The following is a 14,342-nucleotide window of genomic DNA, read 5'->3' as shown; positions in this document are numbered from 1 at the left end:
TGTAGGCCGCTTCCTTCCCGAACATGCGCGCCAGTCCATCACCACGCGTCGCGTCGCGCGCGCCGAATCCTGACCCCATGGTGACGGAGACAAAGAGATGGACTTCGAAGGCATCTACTGCGTCGATACGGCCACGGTACGGTTTGCCGTGTACCCCGACGGTCCCGACGGCGCGCGCGTGCTGGCGCAGATTTCGCAAGACGTGCTGCACGATGCGCTCGGCGCGAAGGAAATCGGCGAGCACACGCTGCATGCCTGCAAACGGCATTTCGACGTGATCTCGGCGGCGGCGGTGGCGCGCTTCCGGGCCGATCCGCACGGGCCCATCGTGCTGGCCTGCGGCGATTTCGCACGGATGCGTGCACCGCGCTGAGATGCGGGTGGCGAGGCGCTGTCGGGCGAAAGTTCTCGCACGGCGCTCGCACCGTGCGACCTGTCGATTTGGTTACAAAAGCGACCTATCTGGACCCGCATTTCGGGGGCGCAACGACCTAGACTGCGCCTCGTTTCCTCAGGAGCCTTCCCATGCCCATGGACTTTCTGGAGCGCATCGAAGACGCGTCGTTCCCGATGGCGGTCCGCGACGAAGCCGACATCCACTGCGCGACGATGCTGGTCGCCGCGCACCTCATCGAAGCCGTGCTGCCACCGGCCGCCAGCGGCACGGGTCCACGCGTCGCCGTCGTCCTGCTCATCACGCCGCAAGGGCGCGCGGCGTTGCGGCTGCGAAGGGATGCGCTGCAGACCTGAGCGTGCGCCGGGGGCGAGGGAACTGACGTTAGAATCCGCGCCTGCTGCGGGTGTAGTTCAATGGTAGAACGGCAGCTTCCCAAGCTTCATACGAGGGTTCGATTCCCTTCACCCGCTCCAGTTGACGTTCCGAGGCATTCCTAGAGGATCCAAGAATCTCTTGAAAATCAAGGGGTTACGGTTAAGAAGGGTTCGAGAGAAGCCTACGCGATCCAAGCGAAGCCAACGCCTCCACGGGGCACGGCACGGGGAACATCGGTATATTTGGCTCAGACCCAAAGCCTTGTTCCCCTATGCTCACAGAACTCGCCTGCAAAAACGCTTCGTGCCCCTCTGACAAGAAGCGCGCGCGCCTCAGTGATAGCGGCAATCTCTACCTGCAAGTCGCGTCCAACGAATCCAAGCGCTGGTTTTGGAAGTACACGGTTGGCGGCAAGGAGAAGCGGCTCGCGATTGGCAGCTACCCCGCGGTCAAGCTCAAAGATGCGCGAGCGGCTCGTGATGACGCGCGCAAAGTGCTGCAAACCGGTGCTGACCCCACCCAGCGCCGCCGCCTAGACAAGGCAAAGGTCCGCGCGACCGCAGTGACAACCTACGAGAAGGTCGCTCGTGAATTTCACGCGCTCAAGCAGCGGGAGTGGAGTGAGGCGCACAGCACCAAGTGGTTGCGCCTGCAAGAGAGCAATCTTTTTCCCTGGATTGGTGGATTGCCTCTGGGCGAGATCACCGCAAACGTCTTGTTAGAGCCGCTGCGCCGAGTCGAGGGGAAGGGGTTGAATGAGACGGCGGTTTCCCTGCGCCAGTACGCCGGGCAAGTCTTTCGGTATGGCATCGCGACGGGGCGCTGTGAAGATGATCCGGCCACCAAGCTGCGGGGAGCGTTGGGGGCGGTGATCGTAAAGAACATGGCTGCTGTGCTTGATCCCCAGAAGGCGGGGGACCTCATGCGCGCGATTGACGGCTATCGCGGACTGCCCGCAACAAGAGAAGCGCTGCTCTTGTCCGCTCTACTTTTTCAGCGGCCCGGCAACATCCGCGCGATGGAATGGAGTTGGGTCGACTTCAGTGGCAGTCAGGTCGTCATACCGGCAGCATCGATGAAAAGGACGAAGCAGGCAAAGCTCAATGGCGAGCCTCACCTCCAAGCCTGTTCTCTCTTGAGGGCTCGTGTTTGCGAAAAACACGGTGCCGATATCACGCAATGCTTCGCTTTTCCTCGTGAAGCTTGCCGAGAGGTTGAGGCTGTATCAGCGCTCCGCGAGCAGCGCCTGCTGAAAGACGCCTTCAGACTGGTTGCAGCCAGTCGGTGTGGTCCGCTGAACGTCTGCTGTGCGTCGCAATCGAGCCATCTGGCAGCGCATCGATCCGCCTCGCCACGGCAGCAAGGCGGACAGGTCTGCGCCGCTCAGCCGAGCGCTCGCTCAGATTTCCGTCTGCTCCGAGATCGCTAGGGCGTCACCCACCTAGATGCCGAGGTATCTGACGGTCGACTCGAGCTTCGAGTGGCCGAGCCGCAACTGCACCGCACGGAGGTTTCTCGTCCGCCGGTAGATCATCCGACGCCACGCTCGCGTGCTCCATCCGGCTGGTGGCGAGCTGCCTAAACGATCGCAGTGAAGGGAGACTCGGCCGAAATGAAGAGGGGCTCAGCCAAATTGAAGGGCTGCGCGGCGGCCAGTACCAGGACAAACTCCTTGTCTTTTGGGGCGCTCAACGACTTCCTTGCATCTTGATCTGCATCGGTATGGGCCTTCTTCCATCGGGCCGCCAAGCGAATCTCAGTATTGGAGAGACTTATCGCGCCGCGCGCGAGTTCTTTTTCCCGAGCATTGAAGCAAGCGAGAAAGCTAGAGGTGTCGGTGAAGCTGTTTTCTAGAGCCGCAAGGTAGATGGGCACCGAGACCATGAGATCTCGCACAGTCGCTGGCGCACCGGCCAATGTCGCTGAAAACAGCCTGCCCGCCGATGTGTAGTGATAGTTCATATCTGAAGTATCCCGACAGATCAACGGATAAATGTAGGTCAATCGCCTTATATCAATGGCGCCGTTCTGAGGCGCCTTTGGCAGTTGATCTCTGGCATTGACCTGTAAAACCTCCCTGATCTCGAGGCATTTTTCCCCGAGATTTCTGAGAAGAACCTGGGCAGTGAAGTCGGCGATGGAGCGAGTTGAAGTGGCTTCTGGGGCCTTTGCAGTTGCTCGCTGGTTAGGGGCGGCCACCGCTCTGCAGTGGAAACCGTCCTACGCGACAAGAAGGGTCGCGCCTCAGATCGTCTCAAGCGGTCGCCGGAGCAGCTGACGGCACAACAAGATGGCCCCAAAGGCTCTGAAATCGAACTTGAAGCGATCGGGCCCTTGCAACCTTCTAGACGCTCCATCGCCACCCCGAGATTTCAGGCATGTCCTCGCCCTTCGTGGTGATGTAAGCCCGATGTGCCAGCAACCGGTCGCGCAGATGCTGCTGCACATGGGCGGCGCTGTTGGTCATGCGTGGCACGCGGTCGATCGCTTCGGCGGCGAGGTGGAAGCGGTCGAGGTGGTTCAGCACCGTCATGTCGAAGGGGGTGGTGGTGGTGCCTTCTTCCTGGTAGCCGTGCACATGAAAGCCCCGATGGTTGGTGCGCTTGTACGTCAGTCGGTGGATCAACGCCGGATAGCCGTGGAACGCGAAGATCACCGGCTTGTCGACCGTGAAGATCGAATCGAACACCGCGTCCGCCAGGCCATGCGGATGCGCTGACGGCGATTCCAGCGCCATCAGGTCGACGACGTTCACGACCCGCACCTTGAGATCGGGCAGGTGTGTGCGCAACAGATCGACCGCTGCCATGGTTTCGAGCGTGGGCACGTCACCGGCGCAGGCCATCACCACATCGGGCGCGACACCGGCATCGTTGCTGGCCCAGTCCCAGATGCCCAGGCCGACACTGCAATGCCGCACGGCGGCCTCGATGTCGAGCCACTGCGGCGCAGGCGCCTTGCCGGCGACGATCACATTCACGTAGTCGCGGCTGCGCAGGCAATGGTCTACCACCGACAGCAGCGTGTTCGCGTCCGGCGGCAGATAGACCCGCACCACCTCGGCCTTCTTGTTGACCACATGGTCGATGAAGCCCGGGTCCTGGTGGCTGAAGCCGTTGTGGTCCTGCTGCCAGACATGGCTGGTCAAGAGGTAGTTGAGCGAGGCGATCGGGCGCCGCCAGCCGATCTTGCGCGTCACTTTCAACCATTTGGCGTGCTGGTTGAACATCGAATCGATGATGTGGATGAAGGCTTCGTAGCACGAGAAGAAGCCGTGGCGCCCGGTCAGCAAATAGCCCTCGAGCCAGCCCTGGCAGAGGTGTTCGCTGAGCACTTCCATCACGCGGCCGTCGGGGGCAACGTGGTCGTCGGTCGGCTCGACGCGTGCCGTCGAAGTTCGGTTGGTCACGTCGAAGAGCGCACCCAGACGGTTCGACACGGTCTCGTCCGGGCCCATCACACGGAAGTTCTGTTGTTCGTCGTTGAGCCACATCACGTCGCGCAAAAAGCCGCCGAGCACGCGTGTGGCTTCGCCTTGCGAGGCGCCGGGAGACTCAACTGCCACTGCATGGTCGCGGAAGTCCGGCAGCTTGAGATTGCGAAGCAACGCGCCACCGTTGGCGTGCGGATTGGCGCTCATGCGGCGCAGGCCCCGAGGCGCGATGGCCGCGATGTGGGCGTGGAGGGTGCCGCGGGCATCGAACAGCTCCTCGGGCCGGTAGCTGCGCATCCAGTCTTCGAGCAGGCCGATGTGCGCCGGATGCTGCGCAAAGCCGGTCAGCGGCACCTGGTGCGCGCGCTGCGTGCCTTCGATCGGCACACCGTCCACCACCTTGGGCCCGGTCCAGCCCTTGGGCGAACGCAACACGATCATCGGCCAGCGGTGCCGGCGGGTGAAACCGTCTGCGCGCGCTTCGGTCTGGATCGCGCGAATGACGTCGAGCACCGTGTCGAGCGCCATCGCCATGGTACGGTGCATCGTCTCGGGGTCGTCGCCGGAGACGAAATGCGGCTCGTGGCCGTAGCCGCGCATCAGCTGCGTCAGCTCTTCGTCGCCGATGCGCGCCAGCACCGTGGGGCCGGCGATTTTGAAGCCGTTGAGGTGCAGGATGGGTAGCACGGCGCCGTCGCGCGTGGGATTGAGAAACTTGTTGGAGTGCCAACTGGCCGCGAGCGCCCCGGTCTCGGCTTCGCCGTCGCCGATCACGCAGCACGCGATGAGCCCCGGGTTGTCGAACACGGCGCCGTAGGCGTGCAGCAGCGAGTAGCCCAGCTCGCCGCCTTCGTGGATCGAGCCCGGCGTTTCAGGCGCGACATGGCTTGGTATGCCACCGGGAAAAGAGAACTGGGTGAAGAGCCGCTGCATGCCGGCCGTGTTGAGGCCGACGTCTGGGTAGACCTCGCTGTAAGTGCCTTCGAGCCAGGTGTTGGCCACCACGCCGGGACCGCCGTGGCCGGGGCCGGCGATGAAGAGCGCATCGAGGTCGCGTGCGACGATCGCGCGGTTCATGTGGGCGTAGACGAAGTTCAGGCCCGGTGTCGTTCCCCAGTGGCCGAGCAGCCGCGGTTTGATGTGCGCAAGTTCCAGCTTCCGATGGAGCAGCGGGTTGTCCATCAGGTAGATCTGGCCGACCGACAGGTAGTTGGCGGCGCGCCACCAGGCATCGAGCAGGTTGAAGTCTTCGGGCGGGGCGCGTTCAAGTGGGCGGGTCATGGGGCGGCTCCGGTGGTTTGATAAAGGGAAAGAACTTGGCAGGCCTCGTCGGCGATCACCTGCTCTTCGTCGGTGTGCATGACGAACACGGCGACCTGACTAGCTGCGGGATCGGGCGCCACGCCGAGCCAGGCGAGGTGGTGACACACGGCGTCGCGCACAGCCGGCTGGTTCTCTCCGATGCCGGCGGTGAAAACGAGCGCGTCGAGCCCGCCGAGCGTGGTGGCGATGGCGGCCACTTCGCGCGCGATCCGCAGTGCATACAGCGCCAGCGCTTCGCGTGCCTCGGGCGCATCACTCGTGAGCAGTTTGCGCACATCGCCCGAAACGCCGGAGAGGCCGAGCAAGCCTGAGCGGTGATAGAGCATGTCTTCGACCGTGTCGATGGACTGACCCGGTTGCTTGAGCAGATAGAGCAGCGCGCCGGGGTCCAGCGCGCCGCTGCGCGTGGCCATCGGAATGCCGTCGAGCGTGGAGAAGCCCATGCTGGTCTCGCGGCTGGTGCCATGGAGCAAGCCGCACAGGCTGGCGCCACTGCCCAGGTGCGCGACCACCACGCGGCCCGCGGCAATCTCGGGGTGCTGCTGGCGCAGTTGCGACGCGATGAATTTGTACGACAGGCCATGAAAGCCGTAGCGCTTGATGCCTTGGTCGAACAGCACGCGTGGGAGCGCGTAGCGGCGCGATGCAGCGCTCTGGCTGCGGTGGAAGGCCGTGTCGAACGAGGCCGACTGCGGCAGCGCTGGTGCGGCGTGCTGCACCGCATGGATCAGTCGAAGGCTTTGCTGTTGGTGCAGCGGCGCGAGCGGTGCCAGTGCCTCGATGGCGATGAGCGTGTCTTCGGTAATCGCCACCGGGCCGCTGAACTCGTCCCCGCCGTGCACGACGCGGTGACCCGCCGCCACGAGCCGTGCGCCCGGCGCTGCGTCGTTCACCCAATCCAGGGCCTTCGCGATCACGCCGGACAAGGCATCGGGCGTTGCATCGACCGTGCGGCGGGCGAGGGCGCGCGTCGCGCCTGCGTCGATCACGAACAGCCCGAGCTTGATCGACGAAGAGCCGGGGTTGAAGGTGAGCATCACATCGCCTGTCATGCGACCATCATGCGCCGGTTACTCCGTCCAAGGTGTCATGAATGGTCTCGCTCGCGCAAGTGCCTGCGCGTCGAATACTTGGGCAGGCGGGCTGTGCGGCTTGCAAGGCCTCGCCAAGGATAGGTGTCCGAAGTCACGTTGGCCCCGCCATCAATGCGTGCTTCCAAGCTGTTGTGGTAGTTGCAAAGATGGCGCCTGGGCCGCCGCCGCAGGCTCACTTGCGTCGATGCTTTTTGACGGTGCGAATCTTGACCGGGCCGAAGCCGTTGTAGACCGCCTCGTTGGTTTCCAGCGAGGTTACGATCTTGCGCGTGCCGCGACTCGCGCGCGCAGTGCTGAAATGAACCAAGCCGATGTACTGCTTCAGATCGTAGCGATGGCCAAGTTGGGCGACGCTTTGCCACCCGAAGAGGCGATGTGCATGCTGGCATCGATGATCGACAAGTTGGACATGCACAGCGCCAGCTATGAAACAGACGTCGCGGCGCTGGTGAAGGTCGGCGCGACCATCTGGAATCTCTCCAGCGGGCCAGATGGGGCGCACGACCCGCATTGGGTGCCGCCGTTCGTGCGCCATTGAAAAAGCCCGCTTGAGGCGGGCTTTGATATTTGGTCGTGAACTCTTACGCGGTCCACGCTACGGCAAATGTTCGTTTGCGGAAGTCATTGTTGTTTTTCTCGTCGTAGTGACTTCGACGCGCTGGTATGAGATTCAGCTTGCCTGGCCAGGCAACGCTCAAGAATGCATGAGCGAGCTTGAATTGTAGCAGGCAGCCTCCTACGAAAGAGTCGGGGCGAGGATTCGTTTCGTCGGGTCGAGCTGAAGCTCGAGGGGGTCGCACGGCACGGAAATCTGTTGTCCGTCGAAGCGCACCCGAATGTGGGAGTAGGTCGCTCCTGTGATGGAGCCAAGCCGACCTTCGGAGGCGACTCGATCGCCTCGGTGAAACGTTCGACCGAACTGCGTCCTGATCTGCTGAAAACTCTTTGGGAGCTTCGTGCCGGGCATTCTTGGCTTCTTTCGCGGTCGCTGGGACATCCACAACGCGGGATGCGGGTCGATGGACTACCGGGCTGGAGAAGAAGTGGAGCGGGACACGTTCGGCGTGGTGGCGCGGATCGCTCCGTTGAGATGGGCGACCTTAAGCAGTTGTGCGAAAGCAGGAACGAAAGCTCGGACGAAGGCGGGCAGGTACGGCCTCGGGGGAAATTGAGCCGTCAGCGCAATGCATCCAAAACGAAGAGCAAGTTCATTTCCGCTGCGAGCGAGATTTTTCGTCAGCGATAACCAAGGCACCATCTCGTGTGATCGTGCGAACATGCACTGATTCGCGTACAAATGTCTTTGCTTTTCCCTGTAACTCCAGAGTCATCTCGATCAGGCCGTCGGCAGCTAGCCGCTTCGCAGCTGAAACATCCGCCGACAAAGTGAGCCAACGAGGTGGTGCCATGCGGCCGATCCGCATCAGCAATTGGATGTCCATGGTGAGTCCTTGGGATGGAGAAAGCCTAGGTGCTTGTCATTCGAGGACGTGCAATGGCAAGCGAATGGTGAAAACGCAACCTGTTCCAGGAACATCTCGAGCAGTCAACGTGCCGAGATCGGCCTCAACGCTTTGGCGTGCGATGGAAAGGCCCAGGCCGAGGCCGGATTTGTCATGACTGTGTTGATTGAAGGGCTCGAACATCCTGGAAGCGCTTCCGGGCGGCAGCCCTCCACAGTGGTCTTCGACATCAATCAAGACATGGTCGTCGAGCGCATGAGCTTTTAAGGCAACGATGGTGTGTGGGTGCGTGAATTTGAACGCGTTTTGCAAGAGATTCGCTAGGGCGGCAAGCAGCAACTCGCGATCGCCACGGATGGCCAGCAGAGGGTCGACAGAGGTCACCTCGAAGGGGCAGCGTGCGGCTCCGGCGACCAGCTGCGCGGCGGTTTCGGCATCCTTGATGAACGCGGCGACGGAAAACGTTTGGCGCTGTTCGGGCATGTTGACGCGCACCTCGGCGAGCGTCCGATCGATCAGGGTGACCATCGCCGAAAGGCTGCGCTTTAATACGCTTCCCGTGGCACCTCCCACTGTCATGTTGCCGAGTTCGAGGGCATGGATAGCAAGAGTCGCTGTGCCCAGACAGTTGCGCAACTCGTGAGCGAGGAAACCGACGCGCTCGGTAGAGTCAAGGCTCTGCTGGCGGGCGATCTGTGTATCGCGCTGGTAGCTGAACTCCGTGACGGCATCAGCAATGGCGTTGTCCAAGCATCGATTCAATGTGCGGAACTCCCCGACAGCAAAGGGGGCATCGCGCTCGAAGGCCATGTCCGTGATCGCTTGGCAAAGGTCGCCATAGTCGTGGACGACTTGATCTACCGTGTACCCCAGTTTGAGCAGTTCCTTGCCATGGGCCGTGGCGGCCACCCCCATCTCGGACAGTGCCTGGGAGTCACCGCCAGAGGGACCGGAGATCCTGATGCTTTCCGCCGGTCTGTCGTCTTCCTCCGCGGCAAACGTACGGATCAACTGATCGAGGAACAGCGGAATGCCGTTGGCCAACTGCTGCTCCGTTGCCGCACGCCGAGGCCTTCGAGCGACTTTTGATTTGCACCGTGAAATCAGCTCCTCGCGGTTGTTCGTTAAAAAGCTGCGCATGCTCAGACCTCGATGGCTTTCGCCCGGTTCATCATTGACGCCGTCGGCTTTTTACCGAAGCGCGTTGCTCCATCGTTGTCCAGGCGAGGCCTCCTGTCTGTGCGGTGGCGAACGTAGTTCTGGACTATCGTCACCAGCCCCAATGGGGTCGGCATCGCAGGACTTTTCGTGCGAACTTCTCAATCAAGCGCAGGAGTGTGGACTTGGCCGCCTGCCGTAGGAGCGCACGCCGTATCCGAAGTTAAGCGCGTGAGCGAACAGACGATGGGCGATCGAAGTTCGGCTGGCCAGAGGCGATACGCCGACGCTTGATGAGACGCTGCGAACAGACATCGACAACCACGCTGCAGAGCCCCCGGAGCGACCGATCGCATGCGCCTTGCTGCGTCGCTCTGATGAGATTGAAGTCATAACGCATGCGAGCACGAGTCGTCCAAGCCGCAGAGCATTTGGAACTTCCGTGTATTGACGCGCGTGCTCAGATCAGCCGACCGGGTCGGCGTCTCAGTCTTCCGCGGTCTCACGTGGCCCGGCGCACTCGTTCGGCGCGTAGCCCGTGAGTGCGCGCGCACCGGCTTCTGGGGTGTCGAGCCACAGGCTGGGGGTTCTCCCGCGGATTCAAATCTGACCCAGCGCCTGGCGGCGTAGTTGGGAAGACGGCTTCCCTACCCAGAACGGACATCGGGTGAACAGATGCCGAAGACCGTTGTCGGCCGATTGTGTTGAAAAACTCTCCCGAATCCCCGTAGCTGGCTTGCAGTTTGCATGCGCTTCGTGATCGATGGAGGTATGCATCATGATGGGTCAAGGCACCGCTCAAGATCAGTTGTTCTACGCATTCAACCTCGACGATCACGTCCCGCGTGATCACCTGCTTCGAGGCGTTGATCGCTTCCTCGATCTGAGCGAGCTACGCCAACATCTTGCGCCGTTCTACAGCCACACCGGCCGGCCATCGATTGATCCCGAACTCATGATCCGCATGCTGGTCATCGGCTACTGCCTGGGCATCCGATCCGAGCGCCGGTTGTGCGAGGAAGTCCATCTCCACTTGGCCTACCGATGGTTCTGTCGCCTGGGCCTGGAGGACAAGGTGCCCGACCATTCCACTTTCTCCAAGAACCGGCATGGCCGCTTCCGCCAGAGCAATGCATTTCGATTCGTCTTCGAGGCGGTGCTGCACCGCTGCATGACCGAAGGGCTGGTGCAAGGGGAGGGATTTGCCATCGATGCCAGCGTCATCAAGGCCGACGCTAACCGCGCGCGCAATGTTCCTGCCTCCGAGGTTGCGCAGTGGCGCCAAGGCACCCAGTGCAGCCGTGCGGTGCGCGAGTACCTCGAAGCGCTGGACGCCACTAATCCGGTTGCCGACGGTGCGCCCGAGGTGCCGCACGACACGCAGGCACCATCCAGGAACATCTCTCCGACCGACCCGGCTGCGCAATGGACCGCAGCACCGGGTGGTCCGGCCTTCTACGCGTACTCGACCAACTATCTGATCGATCTGTCGGCCGGCATCATCATGGACGTGGAGGCCACGCCTGCGCATCGCACACCGGAGGTCGACTCCACCCGAACCATGATCGATCGGGTCGAAGAGCGCTTCGACATCAAGCCGCGACGGCTTGTGGGTGATACGGCGTACGGCACTGCACCGCTGCTTGGTTGGATGGTTGAAGACAAGCAGATCGAACCTCATGTGCCCGTGTGGGACAAGACGGCCCGCAAGGACGGCAGCCTGTCGATCGGCGAGTTCGAGTGGGAACCAGAGCGCAATGAGTACGTATGCCCCGAAGGCCATGCGCTGCGTAATGAACGACGCCGATTCACGATCCCGCGCAGCCACGTCACGAAGGCCGACACGGTGATCTACCGAGCGAGTCAGTCAGACTGCGTCGGCTGTGCGATGAAAGATCGGTGCTGCCCGAACACGCCATTCCGCAAGATCGCGAGAAGCGTCCATGAAGGTGCACGCGAGACGGCACGATCCATTGCAAGGACACCGGAGTACAGCCAGTCACGCAGGGATCGCAAGAAAGTGGAGATGCTGTTCGCGCACCTCAAGCGCATCATGAAGCTGGATCGGCTCCGGCTTCGCGGGCTCAGTGGTGCGCAGGACGAGTTCCTGCTGGCGGCTACAGCCCAGAATCTGCGGCGGATGGCCAAGTGGTTGATGCCAATTGAAGGACATGCAGCCGTGAAAAGCGTGTGAGGTGAACGCAGCGGCGTGCTGCGCGCTCTCGCTTCGTTAACTCGATTGCGAATCCTGTGCGATCGCCAACGCAGGCAAGATTCGAGGCGAGTTTTTCAACACAATCGGCCAAGAGCAGATATTCAACCAGCAGGACTATGACTCAGAGCTTTACCTATAGCGAGTTCAAACTGGAAGTCGCCGATAAGTGGAAACAGTACCAATCGTCGCGCTCCCTGCTTTCGTCTATTTGCAGAAATATGTTCGTCGGGAACCGGCGCTAAGTCGTTGATTTAATGCGAAACCACATTTCCGAGTGAACAGTTTCGTCGCGAGTTTCTTCTCACGAAAGTGTTCGCCAAATGTCGCTCTCGCACATTGTGTTCACGAGATGTCGCAATGGGCCTGCCGTACTGCCTGCCGCGCCTAGGGAACGTCTGATCAAGTCCGCCGATGAACGATCGAAACGTTGATCACGCCTCGCAGCCGGAGATTGCCAAGCTGCTCACGAGCCATGCGGAGTTCCGGCTGCCCGGCTCCTATCCGCGGAAATATTGAAGTCACCATCGAGCGACGCCGGCAGGGCCTGCCCGGCCCCCGGTCCGATCGCCGGGAAGAGAAAGTCCGCTCAGGGGTCTTTCTCCAGCATGCAGTCGATGAAGGCGCGCAGTGCGGCAGGGAAGTGGCGCCGGCTGGGGTGGTACAGGAACAGGCCAGGCCTTGCAATCGACCAGTCGGCGAGAACCTCCACCAGCCGCTTCTGGGCGAGCAGTGCATCGACGCGTTCGCGATCGAAGGCATAGACGATCCCCAGCCCTTGGAGTGCCGCAGCGACGCCAGTGTCCGAGTGGTTGGTGACCAAGGGTCCTTCCACCGCCACTTCGATCCGCTTGCCCTTTTTTTCGAACTCCCAGCGGTAGGCACTCCCGTCGCCCTGCAGGCGCCAGTTGATGCAGGCGTGGCCGTGCAGGTCGGCGGGGGACCGCGGTTTGCCGCGACGCTCCAGATAGTCCGGGGATGCCACGGCCACCATCTTCACGTCCGGCGTCAAGCGCACTGCGATCATGTCCTTCTCCAGCTTGCCCCCGACGCGGATGCCCGCATCGAAGCGACCGGCGACGATGTCGCTCAGGCCGTTGTCGACCACGATGTCCAGTGTCACTTCCGGGTGCGTCCGGTGAAACCGGCCCAGCCGGGGGCCGATCACCTGCCAGGCGGCCATGCCGAGGGTGTTGATGCGCAGCGTGCCGCGCGTCTGACCCGCCATCGCGCTGGCTTCATTCACCGCATCGGCCATGTCCCGGAAGAGCGGCGCGATGCGCCCGTACAGCTGCGCCCCGGTAGCGGTGGGGGCCACGCTGCGGGTCGTGCGGTTCAGCAGCCGCGTACCCAGCCGGGTTTCCAGCTGTCGGATGGTCTGACTCAGCGCCGAAGCAGACAGCCCCAGATGCTCGGCGGCGCGGGCAAAGCTCGCGCGTTCCACCACGGCAGCAAAGGCCTTGAGCTCGGCAAACTCCGATCCGCGCATTCTGTATTTTCTTCTACATAGCTCGTGAAGATTCTAGGCGATTCACTTATTGATGATCGACGCGCATCCTGAGGTCTTCACATCCAAGGAGTCGTCACCATGAGTACCCTGATCCTTCCCGCTCCGATCGCCGCCTACTTCGCGGCCGATCGGCAGAACGCCGAGGCCCTGGCCCGCTGTTTCACGCCTCAAGCCATCGTGAAGGACGAGGGCCGCACCCACACCGGCCGCCGCGCCATCCAGGAATGGAAGAGCGCGACATCCACGCAGTACGCGTACACGGTCGAGCCATTTGCGCTGGACCACGCGGGGGAGTTCCAGGTCGTGCGGGCGCACGTGGCCGGCAATTTTCCCGGCAGTCCGGTCGATCTTCGATATCGCTTTCGCCTCGAACGCGGCCTGATTGCGTCGCTGGAGATCACGGCATGAGCTTCGATCTTCAACTCCAGGGCCAGCGCGCGCTGGTCACCGGCGGCACCAAAGGCGTTGGCGCCGCCGTCGTTCAAGGCCTGCGCGACGCCGGTGTGCAGGTGATGACCACGGCCCGCGCCGCGCCCGCGCGGCCCATCGGGGGCGTGGTCCATGTGACCGCCGATCTGGCGACGGCTGAAGGCGCCACCAAGGTGGCGCACTCGGTGCTCGGGCATTGGGGCGGCCTCGACATCCTGGTGCATGTGGTCGGCGGCTCCAGCGCACCGGGCGGCGGCTTCGCGGCCCTGGACGATGCCCAGTGGTTCGCCGAACTGAACCAGAACCTCATGCCGGCCGTGCGGCTCGATCGTGCGCTGCTGCCCGCCATGCTCGCGCAGGGCTCTGGCGTCATCGTCCACGTCAGCTCGATCCAGCGCCTGCTGCCACTGCCGGAATCGACGACCGCGTATGCGGCGGCCAAGGCGGCCTTGTCCACCTACAGCAAGGCGTTGTCGAAAGAGGTGACGCCCAAGGGCGTGCGCGTGCTGCGCGTGTCGCCCGGATGGATCGAGACCGAAGCGTCGGTGGCGCTGGCCGATCGCCTGGCCCACCAGGCCGGCACGGATTACGAGGGTGGCAAGCAGATCATCATGCAATCGCTCGGCGGCATTCCGCTGGGTCGACCGGCCAGGCCGCAGGAAGTTGCCGACTTGATCACGTTCCTTGTGTCACCCCGGGCGGGCTCGATCTCAGGGTCGGAACACCTGATCGATGGCGGGACCGTCCCGACGGTCTAGGCAAGGCCGCGGCCATCACCGGCACGGTACGAAAGCAGCTGGCTGCACACGCGTGCGATGGCGAGGGACTGCGTGCGTGGCAACGCTTCCCGCGCGCCATTCGGACCGGACATCTTTATTGCGCATCTGCAGAGTTTCACGAAACGCAGTTTTGAAGAACAGCAATTCTTGCGCGTAAAGCTTCAACTTT

The 14,342-nt window shown here is 62.4% G+C and carries 14 protein-coding genes, 1 tRNA gene and 1 pseudogene; 8 read left to right on the top strand and 8 right to left on the bottom strand.

Features of this window, described 5'->3' with window-relative positions; genetic code table 11:
• The first annotated feature begins 97 nt into the window (after window positions 1–97).
• From FFI97_RS09820 to FFI97_RS09805, 4 genes are all read left to right on the top strand, one after another.
• Entirely contained in the window at window positions 98–373 is a 276-nt protein-coding gene (locus FFI97_RS09820; protein WP_139701825.1) for a DUF1488 domain-containing protein, read from the top strand.
• A 152-nt stretch (window positions 374–525) separates the two neighbouring features.
• Window positions 526–750, top strand: a complete 225-nt coding sequence (locus tag FFI97_RS09815; protein WP_062472399.1) for a hypothetical protein — start codon at window positions 526–528, stop codon at window positions 748–750.
• A 46-nt stretch (window positions 751–796) separates the two neighbouring features.
• Window positions 797–870, top strand: a tRNA-Gly gene (locus tag FFI97_RS09810).
• Between the two features lie 173 nt (window positions 871–1,043).
• Complete coding sequence (locus FFI97_RS09805; RefSeq protein ID WP_139701824.1) at window positions 1,044–2,201, top strand: tyrosine-type recombinase/integrase; 1,158 nt, start codon at window positions 1,044–1,046, stop codon at window positions 2,199–2,201.
• 12 nt (window positions 2,202–2,213) lie between these two features.
• Here the strand turns inward: FFI97_RS09805 and FFI97_RS33925 are convergent.
• From FFI97_RS33925 to FFI97_RS33920, 5 genes and pseudogenes are all read right to left on the bottom strand, one after another.
• Window positions 2,214–2,306 (bottom strand): annotated as a pseudogene (locus FFI97_RS33925) (integrase); the annotation flags it as partial.
• A gap of 44 nt (window positions 2,307–2,350) precedes the next feature.
• Window positions 2,351–2,971, bottom strand: a complete 621-nt coding sequence (locus FFI97_RS09795; RefSeq protein WP_139701823.1) for a hypothetical protein — start codon at window positions 2,969–2,971, stop codon at window positions 2,351–2,353.
• A 145-nt stretch (window positions 2,972–3,116) separates the two neighbouring features.
• Complete coding sequence (locus FFI97_RS09790; RefSeq protein ID WP_139701822.1) at window positions 3,117–5,486, bottom strand: phosphoketolase; 2,370 nt, start codon at window positions 5,484–5,486, stop codon at window positions 3,117–3,119.
• Complete coding sequence (locus FFI97_RS09785) at window positions 5,483–6,580, bottom strand: acetate/propionate family kinase (RefSeq protein WP_185993589.1); 1,098 nt, start codon at window positions 6,578–6,580, stop codon at window positions 5,483–5,485. Before FFI97_RS09785 ends, FFI97_RS09790 begins: the two co-directional genes overlap by 4 nt.
• Window positions 6,581–6,794: 214 nt before the next feature.
• Window positions 6,795–6,929, bottom strand: coding sequence for a hypothetical protein (locus FFI97_RS33920; RefSeq protein WP_260684949.1), 135 nt, complete (start codon window positions 6,927–6,929; stop codon window positions 6,795–6,797).
• Here FFI97_RS33920 and FFI97_RS09780 point away from each other — a divergent pair.
• Window positions 6,921–7,160, top strand: a complete 240-nt coding sequence (locus tag FFI97_RS09780; protein ID WP_139701836.1) for a hypothetical protein — start codon at window positions 6,921–6,923, stop codon at window positions 7,158–7,160. The genes FFI97_RS33920 and FFI97_RS09780 overlap by 9 nt on opposite strands.
• A 670-nt stretch (window positions 7,161–7,830) precedes the next feature.
• Here the strand turns inward: FFI97_RS09780 and FFI97_RS09775 are convergent.
• Both FFI97_RS09775 and FFI97_RS09770 read right to left on the bottom strand, forming a co-directional pair.
• Window positions 7,831–8,064, bottom strand: a complete 234-nt coding sequence (locus FFI97_RS09775; RefSeq protein WP_139701821.1) for a hypothetical protein — start codon at window positions 8,062–8,064, stop codon at window positions 7,831–7,833.
• Window positions 8,065–8,100: 36 nt separating this feature from the next.
• Window positions 8,101–9,225 carry a sensor histidine kinase gene (locus FFI97_RS09770; protein WP_139701820.1) on the bottom strand — a complete coding sequence of 375 codons (1,125 nt, stop codon included), beginning with the start codon at window positions 9,223–9,225 and terminating at the stop codon, window positions 8,101–8,103.
• A 796-nt stretch (window positions 9,226–10,021) separates the two neighbouring features.
• On the opposite strand from FFI97_RS09770, the gene FFI97_RS09765 reads away from it, so the two are divergent.
• Window positions 10,022–11,437 (top strand): IS1182 family transposase, encoded by a 1,416-nt coding sequence (locus FFI97_RS09765; RefSeq protein ID WP_139701439.1) that lies wholly within the window; start codon window positions 10,022–10,024, stop codon window positions 11,435–11,437.
• Window positions 11,438–12,044: 607 nt separating this feature from the next.
• Here the strand turns inward: FFI97_RS09765 and FFI97_RS09755 are convergent.
• Window positions 12,045–12,944, bottom strand: coding sequence for a LysR family transcriptional regulator (locus FFI97_RS09755; protein WP_139701819.1), 900 nt, complete (start codon window positions 12,942–12,944; stop codon window positions 12,045–12,047).
• 99 nt (window positions 12,945–13,043) lie between these two features.
• On the opposite strand from FFI97_RS09755, the gene FFI97_RS09750 reads away from it, so the two are divergent.
• Both FFI97_RS09750 and FFI97_RS09745 read left to right on the top strand, forming a co-directional pair.
• Window positions 13,044–13,373 carry a nuclear transport factor 2 family protein gene (locus tag FFI97_RS09750; protein WP_062472395.1) on the top strand — a complete coding sequence of 110 codons (330 nt, stop codon included), beginning with the start codon at window positions 13,044–13,046 and terminating at the stop codon, window positions 13,371–13,373.
• On the top strand, window positions 13,370–14,152 hold the full coding sequence (locus FFI97_RS09745) for an SDR family oxidoreductase (RefSeq protein WP_139701818.1): 783 nt from the start codon (window positions 13,370–13,372) through the stop codon (window positions 14,150–14,152). Before FFI97_RS09750 ends, FFI97_RS09745 begins: the two co-directional genes overlap by 4 nt.
• The last annotated feature ends 190 nt before the right edge of the window (window positions 14,153–14,342 follow it).

The organism is Variovorax sp. KBS0712 (genome assembly GCF_006323185.2).
GTDB classification, from domain to species: domain Bacteria; phylum Pseudomonadota; class Gammaproteobacteria; order Burkholderiales; family Burkholderiaceae_C; genus Variovorax; species Variovorax boronicumulans.
This window is presented reverse-complemented; position numbering and strand designations above follow the sequence as displayed.

Excerpts from the sequence above, each read along its gene's own strand:
- FFI97_RS09820 (WP_139701825.1), top strand. The coding sequence starts at position 98 with ATGGACTTCGAAGGCATCTACTGCGTCGATACGGCCACGGTACGGTTT.
- FFI97_RS09815 (WP_062472399.1), top strand. The coding sequence starts at position 526 with ATGCCCATGGACTTTCTGGAGCGCATCGAAGACGCGTCGTTCCCGATG.
- FFI97_RS09805 (WP_139701824.1), top strand. The coding sequence starts at position 1,044 with ATGCTCACAGAACTCGCCTGCAAAAACGCTTCGTGCCCCTCTGACAAG.
- FFI97_RS09790 (WP_139701822.1), bottom strand. The coding sequence starts at position 5,486 with ATGACCCGCCCACTTGAACGCGCCCCGCCCGAAGACTTCAACCTGCTC.
- FFI97_RS09785 (WP_185993589.1), bottom strand. The coding sequence starts at position 6,580 with ATGACAGGCGATGTGATGCTCACCTTCAACCCCGGCTCTTCGTCGATC.
- FFI97_RS09780 (WP_139701836.1), top strand. The coding sequence starts at position 6,921 with ATGAACCAAGCCGATGTACTGCTTCAGATCGTAGCGATGGCCAAGTTG.
- FFI97_RS09775 (WP_139701821.1), bottom strand. The coding sequence starts at position 8,064 with ATGGACATCCAATTGCTGATGCGGATCGGCCGCATGGCACCACCTCGT.
- FFI97_RS09770 (WP_139701820.1), bottom strand. The coding sequence starts at position 9,225 with ATGCGCAGCTTTTTAACGAACAACCGCGAGGAGCTGATTTCACGGTGC.
- FFI97_RS09765 (WP_139701439.1), top strand. The coding sequence starts at position 10,022 with ATGATGGGTCAAGGCACCGCTCAAGATCAGTTGTTCTACGCATTCAAC.
- FFI97_RS09755 (WP_139701819.1), bottom strand. The coding sequence starts at position 12,944 with ATGCGCGGATCGGAGTTTGCCGAGCTCAAGGCCTTTGCTGCCGTGGTG.
- FFI97_RS09750 (WP_062472395.1), top strand. The coding sequence starts at position 13,044 with ATGAGTACCCTGATCCTTCCCGCTCCGATCGCCGCCTACTTCGCGGCC.
- FFI97_RS09745 (WP_139701818.1), top strand. The coding sequence starts at position 13,370 with ATGAGCTTCGATCTTCAACTCCAGGGCCAGCGCGCGCTGGTCACCGGC.